The 13,375-nt window shown below is 48.1% G+C and carries 11 protein-coding genes and 2 pseudogenes; 1 reads left to right on the top strand and 12 read right to left on the bottom strand.

The window, feature by feature from the left end; genetic code table 11:
* Nucleotides 1–3: 3 nt before the first annotated feature.
* Nucleotides 4–415 (bottom strand): annotated as a pseudogene (locus tag ACPXXB_RS10550) (alanine:cation symporter family protein); the annotation flags it as partial.
* 124 nt (nucleotides 416–539) lie between these two features.
* Nucleotides 540–3,020, bottom strand: a complete 2,481-nt coding sequence (locus tag ACPXXB_RS10545) for a DNA internalization-related competence protein ComEC/Rec2 (RefSeq protein WP_423907265.1) — start codon at nucleotides 3,018–3,020, stop codon at nucleotides 540–542.
* Between the two features lie 199 nt (nucleotides 3,021–3,219).
* Between ACPXXB_RS10545 and ACPXXB_RS10540 the strand changes: the two are divergent.
* Nucleotides 3,220–3,401 (top strand): annotated as a pseudogene (locus ACPXXB_RS10540) (type II toxin-antitoxin system ParD family antitoxin); the annotation flags it as partial.
* Between the two features lie 91 nt (nucleotides 3,402–3,492).
* Here ACPXXB_RS10540 and groL read toward each other — a convergent pair.
* From groL to ACPXXB_RS10490, 10 genes are all read right to left on the bottom strand, one after another.
* Complete coding sequence (gene groL / locus ACPXXB_RS10535) at nucleotides 3,493–5,136, bottom strand: chaperonin GroEL (RefSeq protein WP_423907263.1); 1,644 nt, start codon at nucleotides 5,134–5,136, stop codon at nucleotides 3,493–3,495.
* A 37-nt stretch (nucleotides 5,137–5,173) separates the two neighbouring features.
* Nucleotides 5,174–5,464, bottom strand: coding sequence for a co-chaperone GroES (groES, locus tag ACPXXB_RS10530; protein ID WP_423911128.1), 291 nt, complete (start codon nucleotides 5,462–5,464; stop codon nucleotides 5,174–5,176).
* Nucleotides 5,465–5,738: 274 nt separating this feature from the next.
* On the bottom strand, nucleotides 5,739–5,990 hold the full coding sequence (locus ACPXXB_RS10525) for a hypothetical protein (RefSeq protein WP_423907261.1): 252 nt from the start codon (nucleotides 5,988–5,990) through the stop codon (nucleotides 5,739–5,741).
* A gap of 270 nt (nucleotides 5,991–6,260) precedes the next feature.
* Nucleotides 6,261–6,488 (bottom strand): GIY-YIG nuclease family protein, encoded by a 228-nt coding sequence (locus ACPXXB_RS10520; protein WP_423907260.1) that lies wholly within the window; start codon nucleotides 6,486–6,488, stop codon nucleotides 6,261–6,263.
* A complete protein-coding gene (locus ACPXXB_RS10515; RefSeq protein ID WP_423907258.1) occupies nucleotides 6,475–7,062 on the bottom strand; it encodes a hypothetical protein in 588 nt (195 codons plus the stop codon). Before ACPXXB_RS10515 ends, ACPXXB_RS10520 begins: the two co-directional genes overlap by 14 nt.
* 66 nt (nucleotides 7,063–7,128) lie before the next feature.
* On the bottom strand, nucleotides 7,129–9,678 hold the full coding sequence (locus tag ACPXXB_RS10510; RefSeq protein WP_423907257.1) for a DEAD/DEAH box helicase: 2,550 nt from the start codon (nucleotides 9,676–9,678) through the stop codon (nucleotides 7,129–7,131).
* A gap of 5 nt (nucleotides 9,679–9,683) precedes the next feature.
* Nucleotides 9,684–10,766 carry a lipase family protein gene (locus ACPXXB_RS10505; RefSeq protein ID WP_423907255.1) on the bottom strand — a complete coding sequence of 361 codons (1,083 nt, stop codon included), beginning with the start codon at nucleotides 10,764–10,766 and terminating at the stop codon, nucleotides 9,684–9,686.
* A gap of 95 nt (nucleotides 10,767–10,861) precedes the next feature.
* The gene (locus ACPXXB_RS10500) at nucleotides 10,862–11,047 is read right to left on the bottom strand and encodes a hypothetical protein (protein WP_423907253.1); all 186 of its coding nucleotides are present in this window, start codon (nucleotides 11,045–11,047) and stop codon (nucleotides 10,862–10,864) included.
* Between the two features lie 36 nt (nucleotides 11,048–11,083).
* Complete coding sequence (locus tag ACPXXB_RS10495) at nucleotides 11,084–11,623, bottom strand: REP-associated tyrosine transposase (protein ID WP_423907251.1); 540 nt, start codon at nucleotides 11,621–11,623, stop codon at nucleotides 11,084–11,086.
* 241 nt (nucleotides 11,624–11,864) lie between these two features.
* Nucleotides 11,865–13,265, bottom strand: a complete 1,401-nt coding sequence (locus ACPXXB_RS10490; RefSeq protein WP_423907249.1) for a site-specific DNA-methyltransferase — start codon at nucleotides 13,263–13,265, stop codon at nucleotides 11,865–11,867.
* Between the last annotated feature and the right edge of the window lie 110 nt (nucleotides 13,266–13,375).

The following is a 13,375-nucleotide window of genomic DNA, read 5'->3' as shown; positions in this document are numbered from 1 at the left end:
TTTAGAAAATACACCGCGCGCCGCGCCGAAACGAATGGCGGCAGCCACAGCGGCACCCGCAAATCCACCCGCGGCGGCAATCGGTTCAAAGGCGTATTTGAAAATTAACCCTATTGCGGCGGGCACTTCAGCGATGTTTATCAGGATAATAACCAGCGACGCACCGACATATAAAACGATCATCTGCCGACGGTGGCCGATAGCGCGGTCATCAACGCGTTAAATGGCTTGACTTCACCCTCGCCGCCGCCATCGTCTTTGGCGAACAGCAACCTGAACCCGTAACCGACTTTACGCCACGGCATAAAAACCAGGCCAAGCATCAATAGAACCCCGGTAACACCCAACATACCGAGCATCGGATGCCCCAGACGAAGGCATTGATTTGGCTGATTATATTGTTTAAATATTCCATACTATCCCCATTATGAGATAAAAGGGAATTCATTATATTCATCTGCACGATTAAGCGCAAGTAGACTGCCGGTAGTTGCCGGCGGTTATTTGAGGAACTTAAATTTTATCTGCGGCTGGGTGCGTTATAGCGTATTGTTTGTCGCACCCTTCGGCTCAAACCAGTATCCGTTCAGGTCGTCTCGATAGTTTGGCCGATGGTTTGGCTGTTGTTGGGTGTGGTCGAAATTTATAGTGAGCGCACCGCTGTGCGCGGTATCGAGCAGGGGAATTTGTCGCAACGCATATCGCTCAGAAATAACTTTATGAGGGTGGCCGAATCGATTTAGGTATCCGCTACTCAATAGCGCTAATTTCGGCTTAACCCGGTTCAAAAATGTTGCCGTTGATGAGGTCTTGCTGCCCTGATGTGGCACCTGCAATATATCGGCGCCGAGCCGGTCGCCGTACCTCGCCACCAGCATTCTTTCCGCTCGACTTTCTATATCGCCAGTCAGAAGCAGCGAGCCGAATTTGGAGCTGACCTTGAGCACGCATGACGCATTATTGCCTTTCGCAAAGTCATTGTTCAGCGGCCACAGTATTTCGAAGCGAACCCCATCCCAAAGCCATTTCTGCCCGCCCCGACATTTTTCCGCAGTTAATGTACTGTCAATTTTATCAGGTATTTTATCAGGTATTTTATCAGGCACTCCGGCAAGAAAATGATCAATATTAAATACGCTGTTGATGGCTCGATAACCGCCGGCATGATCGCTGTGTTCATGGCTGATTATCAATTTATCAATACTGCTGATGCCACGGGACTTTAGATAAGGCACGACCACCGTTTTACCCGCATCCATGCCACCATTGAATTTTGGTCCGGTATCGTAAACCAGCGTATGGTTTCGGGTTTCCACTACGCTGGCCAAGCCATGACCGACCTCGAGCATGGTGTATTTGAATGCGCCGTGACCGGGCTTTTCAGGCTGGAAAAAGAGCAACGGCAAAAACCACAAAACCGCTGTGAATCTTGCCGGAAACGGTGAGCGGAAAAACAGCAAAGCGGCGCCAACAGCAGCAAACATCAAGGCCCAAATGGGCGCCGATGGGGGTTGCCAAACCGACCAGTTCGCGTCGGCAAGAAATTGTAAAACCGACCAAACATGATCGATTGCAATTAGCACATACTCAAATACCACCAATGCCCATTCGGAAAACCCCAAAGCAAACAGGCACAAACCGAACAATGCCACAGGCACCACGACGAAGCCAATAACGGGAATGGCAACCAAATTTGCCAGCGGGGCGGTTAACGATAATTGATGGAACAGCAGCAATAACAGTGGCGCCATGCCAAAACTCAAACCAAGTTGGATTGACAGCCATCCTCTGGTTTTTTCGGGAAGTGAATACTTATTGCCGGGTCGAGTATTTATGTGGCGGGTGTTTTTATTGAGTTTTGTCACACAACAAATTATCACCACCACCGCACAGAAAGACAGCCAAAACCCGGTAGCCAGCGGAGTCAATGGATCGACCAGCAAAACGACACTCAGTGCCACAATCAACAACTCAAACGGCGCCGGTTTTCTTTTTAACAACATCGATATCGCGACTACGGATAACATAACAACCGCACGCTGAGTGGGGATTGTCATCCCCGCCAGCAAGGCGTAACAACATCCTGCGACCAACCCTGAAATCACCGCAACATTTTGCGCCGGTATTCTGGTTTGCAGTTGCCCGGTCAATCGCCAAACTCTTGCAACCACCCACATCACCAGCCCGGAAACCAAACCGATATGCAGCCCGGAAATAGCAACCAGGTGGATGGTTCCGGTATTTTGTAAAATGCGCCAATCAGCATCGCTCATCGCACCGCGCACGCCAACAATCAGGGCGGTCAATATGCCGTGGCGAGGAGCGTCCTGCATCCGGGTTTGGATAAATGTGCTGATGCGCTCCCGGAATTTTGAAATCGAATATTTATTCAGACCGGGGTTAATTAACCGATTGGACGCTTCGTTGCGAACATACCCGGTCGCTCGAATTCGGTGTTCAAATAAATAGGTTTCGTAATTGAATCGGCTACCCGGATTTTGATAGCCGCGCGCTCGCTTCAGACGCACCGTGAACTGCCAGGCCTGATTCGCCTTGAATACATCGGCATTGTGGTAGGCTTTTAATCTTATCTTGCCGGGCGAATCATAGGCTTTGTCTTTCCAGGTCAGGGTGTCTACGACAAAATCAAATCGCGAATAGTGCGGCGTTTGCAAAGGTACACCGACTATCTTTCCGCTAACCACAACATCTTGCTTTTCCAATGCGCTATCAATCGTTGTATGCAACAAGTTTGTCGCCGTGAAATTTGTCCAGGCGACGCCGAGGACAAACAGAAGCACTAAGCGCGCGGAATTTTTCCAATAGGCCACAAACGCACAAAGCAGCAAGGTAACCAGGGTTACCCATAGCGGGATTAACGCATCGAGAAAACGATGGCCGATTACGCCGCCGGAAAAGGCAAGTAAATATAGTGAGGCCGGCAACCGAACGCCACGGAAGGCGTGAGTGCAAATAATGCGGGAGCAATTATTTGCCGATTTGCCACGGTCAATCCTCATGAGCAATCCTTTTAATTTCATCCATGAATAGTTATGTATTTATACCACGAGTCTAATCGCAGCAGGTCACAGCAACCGATGCTTTAGTGTCGTTTCGGCTTAGCGGGCAAAGCGGATATATGGACACTCGCCCACTGTAATGACTTGTTATAGGGTTTATACCAGAATTAGATATCTATCGGTACTTTGGAAATGAGAAATGGCTAGAAATACCAGCATTACTTTGGGCGAACACTTTGAAGACTTTATAGCAGGCAACTTAAAAGAGGGCGCTTTGGCTCAGCCAGCGAAGCTGTAAGGGCTGGCCTTAGATTGCTTGAAAACACAGCAACCGAATTGGAAACACTGAGGCGAATGTTTAATGAGAGAGGCAATGCAGGCGTAATTGCCAGGGAGCAAATGTCTGCCAGCACATCCATGTCAATAAAAAAGGCTCCCGAAGGAGCCTTTTCCAGTGCTTTGAAAGCGGTAGTTACATCATTCCGCCCATACCACCGCCCATACCGCCCATATCAGGCATTGGTGGTGCGGTTTCATCTTTGGGAATTTCTGCGATCATCGCTTCGGTGGTGATTAGCAATCCAGCAATTGACCCGGCATTTTGAAGTGCGGCTCGGGTAACTTTGGTTGGGTCAAGAATACCCATTTCGATCATATTGCCGAATTCGCCCGTGCTGGCGTTATAACCGTAGTTGTCTTTGTGCTTGGCCACATCGTTCAAAATCACAGAGGCATCCTCACCGGCATTGCTTACGATTTGACGCAGGGGTTCTTCAAGACATCGAACGACGATTTTGACACCCAGGTCCTGATCCTGGTTTTCGCCTTTCACTTTGGCAACTTCGCCAACGCAACGAACCAGAGCGGTTCCACCACCAGGCACGACACCTTCTTCAACGGCAGCGCGAGTCGAATGCAGCGCATCCTCAACCCGAGCCTTCTTCTCTTTCATTTCAATTTCCGTGGCAGCGCCTACTTTGATTACCGCAACACCGCCAGCGAGCTTAGCAACACGCTCCTGCATTTTCTCCTTGTCATAATCAGAAGTCGCTTCTTCGATTTGCGCACGAATTTGATTCACACGCCCTTCGATTTCGTCTGAACTGCCGGCGCCATCGATAACGGTGGTGTTTTCTTTGGTGACCTGGATGCGTTTCGCTTCACCCAAATCCTCCAAAGTAGCACTTTCAAGGCTCATGCCGACTTCCTCGGAGATTACCTGACCGCCAGTAAGAATCGCAATATCCTGCAACATGGCTTTGCGACGATCACCAAAACCTGGGGCTTTCACGGCGCAAACCTTGACGATGCCACGGATGTTGTTGACCACCAGAGTAGCCAATGCTTCGCCGTCGACATCTTCAGCGATCACCATCAATGGGCGGCTTGATTTTGCCACGCCTTCCAGAATCGGAAGCAAATCACGGATGTTTGAAATTTTCTTGTCGTAGATCAAAATGTACGGCGACTCAAGATCAACCGACATGCTGTCCTGATTATTGATGAAGTAAGGCGACAGGTAGCCGCGATCAAACTGCATACCTTCCACAACTTCCAATTCATTGTCCAGTGTATTGCCTTCTTCAACGGTAATGACGCCTTCTTTTCCGACTTTTTCCATTGATTGCGCAATGATATCACCGACGCTGGTGTCCGCATTAGCAGAGACTGTGCCGACCTGGGCGATTTCTTTATGATCGGTGCAAGGTTTAGACAACTTTTGCAGACCATCAACAGCGGCTATAACCGCTTTGTCGATACCGCGTTTCAGATCCATGGGGTTCATGCCCGCGGCGACGGCTTTCATCCCTTCGCGAACGATACATTGCGCCAGTACGGTGGCGGTGGTGGTACCGTCACCGGCAACATCAGAAGTTTTAGAAGCAACTTCTTTAACCATTTGCGCGCCCATGTTTTCGATCTTGTCTTTTAATTCGATTTCTTTGGCGACAGAAACACCGTCTTTAGTCACGGTGGGTGCACCAAATGATTTGTCGAGTACAACGTTTCGGCCTTTGGGGCCGAGGGTAATTTTTACGGCGTCAGCCAGGGTATTGATGCCCCGCAGCATGCGTGCGCGTGCACTTTCGCCAAATACGACTTCTTTAGCAGCCATCTTAATATGTCCTCAGTAATAATTGTTCTGTAATGGATTAGCTTTCGATAACGCCCATGATGTCGTCTTCACGCATCACAAGCACTTCTTCGCCTTCAACTTTGACTTCGGTGCCGGAATATTTTCCAAACAGCACTTTGTCGCCAACTTTGACGTCGAGACCACGTTGATCGCCATTGTCCAGCACTTTGCCGTTACCAACTGCCAGGACTTCGCCTTGCATCGGTTTCTCGGCGGCGGAATCGGGAATGACAATACCACCTGGGCTGGTTCGCTCGTCTTTGACTCTTCGTACGACGACACGATCATGAAGCGGACGGATATTCATAACGCTAGTTTCTCCTAATAAATAATTGAAATAAAAACTTGATTGTTGAGTGTTTTCAATGGCCATGCGCCTTAACTTGATTAGCACTCGCCTTTGGTGAGTGCTAATGATAGTGTCAAAAGAAAAAAAATCAATAGGGAAATACTGATTTTTTTAAATAACCGCCACAAAGACAATTTGCCGGCTGCCATGGTCGCTATTGTCATATTCAGGCGGTATCGACGCACCCGCAAAGGCACAGCGAGTTGAAAACCGTACGGCGCCGATGTAATCCTTACCTTGCCACGTCTCGCTTGCGTGCGGTGTCGACGGTGATGCGCTGAACTGAATCGGGAAAAGGGCTGATAACCAACAGCCGCCCGCGATCAATCGCTTTCTTGACATCGGCAGGATACCGTTGCGGCAAACCGCCCCGCCGGATAACGGCACGAGCACAGGAAAGCGGTTTTGCGGCACTCGGCCATGCCGACATCGCGCCGAGTGCGAAAACGACGGCGTTCCATCCGTGGAAGCGTAGAGTTGGCATCAATGCGGGTTTTCAATAAGGAGCAGTCCCCCTATTAAAGAAAGATTGTTATCCGCTTATAAGCTGGAAACGTTGAAAGGCACTGTCTGTCGCCGCTTCGGTTTTCGACGTTTCGCGCGGGGATTGGCGTCAATATCGGCAACTTGAAGTTTCATATCTTTTATTGCCATCCCCGGTAGCTGCACAAATCCAGTCGCGGATTTTGCACAAGAATCCCTTACAGTAGCGAGGTTTGGGGAAATGCGGACTTGTGCAGCGGAAACTCCAAGGTTACTGCTTACGCACTTGCCCGGGATGTTTTTTCGCCTGTTCCTTTTCCCATGCAAGGGCGGCTTCTCTGGTGGTGCGGAAGCCGACTTGCTTGATATGACCTTTGCCCAGTCCGTGCTCGCTCCGATGCTCCGCTTCGCGCCGGTCTATGTCGTTGGTGATGCCCCTGTGGACAATTTTATTGCCTTTCTTGAAATGGTATTTATAGATGGTTCTACCGGTTGGCATTGTCGGCCTCCTCAAAATGGTTGATTAGCGTGTCGGTTATCTGTACAAACCGAATTATATCAAGATGCGCGCGGGTTGTCTTTCCACCAGAAAAACTCCTGATGGTGATTCTATCACTATATTGATCCACTGTCCTGTCAGCATCAAATCCCGCTGGAATCTTACGGGACCCGCTCCCCGATTTTCCTTGCCAAGGGAGTGAAGTTCGGTAGTCCTGTTCCGAAATCTTATAAGGAAAAATCCCAGTGGCATGGATAGCGGAATTGCAGGCTTGCCTGAATAGCAACGGTTTTTGTTCACCTTTTGGAAAGTTTGCCCAATACTCCCCGCAAACTTTCTCTTCAATATCTTTCTTTTTGGTATCTTTAGTTTCAAACGACCCCAGCAAACTACGCGTCGCCGTTGCCACCCACAGCATCAATCGCCTTACCTCGTTTTCGTGGAAAGCCTTTGTCCAATCGGTCACATTCGGTATTTTTGCCACCTCTTTATCTGCCAAAAGCAAACTCATCACAAAGTATAAGTCCCGACGCAAGGTCAGCATATCAACGATGGGGGTGTCTGCCTCTCTCATTTTGCCAAGCCCATTCGGTATTTGATGTCGTAGTTGATGATGTAGCCTAGTTCCACAGCAAGCACGCTATTGATTATCCGAAACAAATTCATTCATTTTCTCTTTCCATGTGTCTTCGAACATCATTCTGAATCGAGCGGGGGGTGGGGGTTCCTTTACCTCCATTGTGCCTCTTTCAAGTGCTGTCGAGTAGGTTTTCTCGAGAGTATCAAGGAGTTGTTTCTTGTAATCCGTATCCTCGTTGCCTTTTAAGTGCATGCCCTTTGTTTCCAGAATCAGAAGTGTTCCGTTATCTCTGCGGCAAGCCACAAAGTCGGGATAAATCCGCTGCCGCCGCCATCCTTGCAAGGAATACGCCTGCCTTGCGGCGATTCTGTGCCACCAATATATTGCGTTGTTTGTGTCCAGATACAGCGCAAAATCTTTTTCCAGACCATTAAAACCACTTTCATAAACAGGGTCAAAAAGGCTTTGCTGTATCGGCCTGCCATGTTCGCCCTGAAGCGACCTTTCCGGGTCGGAAACAAACACCTCAAACGAGTTTTTGAGTTTGTGGTTCAGGTATCCATCGGTCTCAAGATGAAACCTGATTTCATTCCGCCCGACTTTATCGCGGAACACAGATTCGGCTTTGCCGTCTATGTCGCATTTAACCCGGCGCCTCAACTTTTCCGAAAGATAAATCCGGTTATTCAACAATTTTGACTCTTCGTGTTTTTTGCCTTTGTGCTTTTGAATAAAACTCTCCGCCACGCGCGCCGCCTGCCACGGATTCGGAATCATGTCGGTAAGCCGCCGGACAAAATAATCCAGGCTCAAACTTTCTCCGGTATCAAGGCTTTCTTCCGAAACCTCGCCTTGTCCCTGAATATCAAGCGTGGTTTTGATTTCCCGGGTGATGTCTTTGTCGTCCAGTTTAACCGCCGCGCCGCCATCAATTTTGCCCCAGTTCACCGCACTCAAAATATCGCGGTCATAATCAATCGTGCGCCACCTCATCCCTTGTTTGTGCAACACCTGCGGGAGAAAGATTTTCAACCTTTTGTATTTGCCGCGGCGTTTGACGGTTATTTTCTCAGGCGCGCCGTTGTCGCCGTGTCCGCGAATCGAGTCGCCAAGTCCGGTAAGCCCCTCTTTTTCCAGTCCGGCCTTCACACCTTCAACCGCCTCGCCCACATCCTTGTTGTAACAGTAGATAAAGCATCGGTTCAGGGCGTTGCTCTTCTCAATGTTGCGCGCGTGCGGCTGCCGCATCACCCGCCCGACCATTTGCGTCATCGCCGTGGTCGCCGTGGTGTTGTCCAGCAGCGCCAGAATATACGCAAACGAGCAGTCCCAGCCTTCTTTGAGCGCATCTTTGGTGATAATCCAGCGAACCGAACTCGCCTCGCTTAGCAAATCCTCACCCTCAAGTTCCTTGTGTTCCGCTGACTGAATCCTAATCTGATTTTGCGGAACGGAAAGATTTTGTATCAAGTATTCCCGCGCATCGTCGGAATGAATATATCCCCTCGCCCTTTGGTCTTTGCCGGTCCGTTGCACCCGCACCAAAGCGATCGGGCGGACATAGCGGTTTTCTCTTTGTTTTAATTTCCGCGTCTCATTTTCAAGTTGGTTTAACTTGTTCTGCGTCTCGGCAAGCGTATGTTTCCAGTCGGAATTGCTGAAACTGTGAATCTCAATCGGCAGTTTAATCATTTCCTCGGCTTGCAGTTCGGTGCCGCTGATATTCACAAGAATGTTGCTTATGCGGGTTTTCGGCGTGGCCGACAGTTCCAGCACAAAGCGGGGATTGAGCCGGTTAACGGACTTTACAAATTGTTTGTTGTTATCGTCATTTTTCCCATATGCTTTGTGGGCTTCATCCAGAATTACCGTGGGACGGACCAGTTTGAGCACATTGATCAGGCTTTGCTTCACCGAGCTGCCGCTGTTGTTTTTTTCCAGATCGGGATGTTGTTCTGAAAGTATTTTATTTGCGGTCGAATCATCCTGTTCCGGGAAAAATGACGTATATCCGCCGCTGTCCCGGAATATCTTGAGGAAATCCTTGTTCTTTTGCCGGTTAGCGGATGGCAGCATCAGCATCATCACGCACAGTTGGCTTTCAATATCCTGCTTGGTGAAACGGTCGTTTTTCTGCAGCAGTTTCACCTTGCCGCCGGAAATCCGCTCAAGCATCTGCCGGTAGGGATGTTCACGGGTTCGAAAAGCCGCAATGGTCTGCCCATAAATCGCCCTGGTCGGCACAATCCACAAAACAAACCCGGTGTCCTGCTTGATGCGCTCAAGCGCGGCCACCCCCAACAGCGTCTTGCCGCCGCCGGTCGGGATTTTCAGGCAAACATGCGGGATTGGCTCGCCAGATGTGGCGGTGCGGGAAATGTATTCGGAGGGTTCAATCTTTCCGTCTTGCGGAATGCCGGGCAGAACGCCTTGCTCTTGCAGACTTTTCCATGCCGATAGGGGATAGTTTTTCAGTTCTTCGGGAGTATCAATTCCCGATTTCGCAAGTACTTTCCTCGCTTTTTCACCTTTCAGCCGGGCTTCTTTTAGCGCATCAAGCCAGCGGTCTAACTGCTCAAGGGCGGTTTGCTGGTAGTTTTTGAGTTGCATTCAGCCTATGGGTTTCGTCTTGTAGCAATAACCATTAATTTCTTTCTGTATATGCTTATGGAATGATCCGCTAGAAATTTTCTCATAAATATCTTGTGCTTAAAAGTTTTTATTCTATAAAAGAAACTTACTGCGGGTAACAGTTTGACATTTGCATAATTTCCTTTAGGGCAATTTGTCAAATAGCGCATATCCCCACAATGTAAATAACCCCCGAATTTTAACGATAGTTTCTGCGCCCCTGTATCACAAACTAGTGAGAGTAAAGGAATTTGCATTTTGGCAATCATTCTTAATACCCATGCAATTGCGCGAATAATCGATCCTGCTAGTGGTAGCATAGTTACACAGTCAGCCGCGTTCACCACTCTAAAAATAGGACTTTTGATAGACTCTACCCATACATCGTTACCTACTCTCGGCGACCCAAAGGTATAGCATGCAGCAATGCCACCGTTGTGCGACAGTTTTTTTGTTGCGATAGTTGCCAAAGCACCACCTAGACTGTGCCCAGTTATAAACAACGGCAAATCAGAAAAATCAGGTTCGTTCAAGGCCTCCTGAATATCTAAAGCAACCTCGTCAAAAGCGACATTAAAACCTGAATGGATCTTCCCGCCACTCTCGCATAAAGTAGTTGCTACATTTGCATCGGTCTTAATATCTTTCATTTCGGTTTTCTCCGTGCCTCGAAATGCTAATGTTATAAATTTCCCACTGCTGGATATCAATATCGCCTGAGTACCGTTATTATCGAAAGTTTTAACGAGTTCAATTTTCAATTTCGTTAATTCCTTCTCAAGTTGTTTTTTCTCTTCATCATGATCGTATGCGAACATATCAATCAGGGTAGTCAACGATGATTTTTTGTCTGCACCGAGAATTTCTAATGCTTTTATGCGAAACCAATCAACATGTTTGCCATGTGGAAGTAGTGGGTTGAATCTGATATAAGCCAACTCCGACAAGCACGCCATCAGCCACGCGGTTCTGTCGCTATATGCCTGCCTGTAAGAGGGTAGATTTTTATTCAGCAAACCGTTAACCCGATCTAACTCTGCCTGTGATTTAGTAAGTATATTGGCCATGATTACCTCCTGACATATTGTCTATAGATACTTGTGTTGATTGTAGTACTGCTTGATCATCGTTGTTTGTTAAAATTTCGGCGAGGATGCTTAATTTATCCACCTAACATGGCATACGGCAAGCCGCAAAACACGATTCCCATGTCCGTCAATTCCTTCTGCCCCATGAACTTGTGGGTGGCGAATACAACAGCGGTTTTCTTTTTTGCTGTGGCTTGTTTGGCAATGCGTTCGGCGCGGTCGCTGTTGAGAGCGTTTTGTTGGCAGGTTTTGAGTTGCATATCAGTAGGTTGGGGTGAGGCACGAACCCCAACAATTCACGCCGGCTCTCCAAAAGACACAACATCCTTTTTGGCATCATTTTCACATCCCCAATCCGGGGTTAATATACCATTAGAAATATATTGATGAATGGTTGAATATGGCCACTCCACCGCCTGATCTACATGTCCATGTTTCACTGGATTGTAGTGAATGTAGTCAACATGGTTTTCGTAATCATGGGCATCTCGGATTAAATGCTCCCAATAGCGTCTTTGCCAAATACCGCGTTCCCCCTTTCTTCTCCTGCTTTGATTGATTGATTCCGTTTGGGGCAATGCCCGCGAAAAACCGGATTTAATTAACATCCATCGTGTGGCATAATCCGCATATTCATCGGGCAAAGTCATAAGCGCATGGAGATGATTCGGCAATATCACCATGGCGTCCAGTATAAAGGGGTGTTGTTGCTTAACGCTGTTTAAGACAACACGAAACTTGTCAATTTCATCGACCAATAATGTTTTTTTTCGGTCGGCCAGGTTGACTGTGAAAAAATAGCTGCCGCCTTTTATTTCTGTCCGTCTATAGTTCATTGGGTTCTTTCGGTTTTTATTGTCGGCATGACGGCAAATTTGTTGGGGTTCGTTCCTCACCCCAACCTACACATTCGCTTGCCCACCGTCGTTTATTAGAATATCCCATATGGCAACCCGCAAAATGTTATCCCCATCCCCGTCAATTCCTTCTGCCCCATGAACTTGTGGGTGGCGAATACAACAGCGGTTTTCTTTTTTGCCTTTGCCTGTTTGGCGATGCGTTGGGCGCGGTCGTTGTTCAGGGCGGAGTCGGCGCTGCGCAGAAGGGCAGTGTCGGTTCGTAGATTAAGTAAAACATTCGGTCTTTGGTTTCACAAAAAAAGCCGTCTTTGCCGCGTCGTGTTTTCGGGTTTATTCGCTTCGGCGATTGTCCGGTGGCGGTCCAGAAAATATGGCGCGCCAGGGTGTCGTAATCCGGGAGTTTCTTGCCGATGAGCATATTCTCAACACTCATTTCATCGCCCAGGGTGCAGTAGGTGAAACTGCCGCCCAATCCGTTTTTCAGGTTTGCGTCTTTTGATTTCTTAACGCCTTTGATCACGCGGCGGACACGCTCGGCAGTGATTTTGTCGGTGTAGTTTTCGCATTCCACAAGGATGAATTTGCGATTGCCGTTGTCTTCTTTGTTCAGAGCAAGAACCGCATGGGCAGTGGTGCCTGAGCCGGCGAAGGAGTCAAGGATGATAGATCCATGATTTGTAGCATGAAAGAGAAGTTGTTTTATGATATCGACAGGCTTAACTGTTTCAAAGCCATGCAAACGAGATTCCAAAATATCCGACAGTTCCATCTTTGCATTTTCAGTCGTGCCCTTTTCTTTTGAGAAAAAAGCCCAAAAGGGTTTGGTTATCTCTGTTCGCTCGTCATCAGGTCTGATTTTGAGATAGGGTTTTCCTTCCTTTTTCAAGAGGTCGCCTCGCTCTTGAAATTTTTCGACCTTTTTGATTCCAATTTTCCACTGATTATTCCGCTGTGGATTAACTCCCAATATAGGGAACACCATACTATCGCGCGAACGGATTCCTAACGCACTCATTTGCTCAATCAAAATATAGCGAAATTCACCGTTTTTATCTTTTTCTGGATATTCCTTTTCATCAAGGGGAACAAGATTAAAGCGCATTTTAGGACGTTTTGCGTAACATAAAATATGTTCTATTTTAGGTTGTAACTTGTTGAAAGAATCTTTTGTATTTTGTGTTTTTGTTTTAGATTCCCACCCTATATTTCCCACAAAATTCTCCTCCCCAAAAATCTCGTCCATCATCATCCGCAACCGATGCTGTTCATTGTCATCAATGGAGATAAAAATCACGCCGTCCTCAGCCAGCAGTTCTCTTAACAACTGCAATCTCGGCCACATCATGCACAGCCATTTGTCGTGCCGCTCCAGGTCTTCACCGTCCACCGGGCTTTTACCCTTCAGCCACTCCTTCATCATCGGGCTGTTCACATTGTCGTTGTAAATCCATTTTTCATTGCCGGTGTTATACGGCGGGTCAATGTAAATGCAGTTCACTTTCCCTGCATAGCGCGGCATCAGTGCTTTGAGCGCGTGCAGATTGTCGCCGTGGATAATCAGGCTGTCGTCGAGGGATAGGGTTCGCCTTTTCGGGGGGGGGGGAGGATTTCTTCGCATCCACCTCAAGCGTCCGTGAAGGCACGGTCAAGTGATGAGAATAGACGATTTGTTTGCCTTTGAAATCAAGAGTCGGCATTGCGTATCCCCAAAATAATGTTGTCGTAGAT

Origin of the sequence: Candidatus Spongiihabitans sp. (genome assembly GCF_965237845.1) — a bacterium.
Taxonomy (GTDB): domain Bacteria; phylum Pseudomonadota; class Gammaproteobacteria; order Arenicellales; family Poriferihabitantaceae; genus Spongiihabitans.
Note: the sequence above shows the minus strand (reverse complement) of the source record. Positions and strands in the feature narration are given on the sequence as shown.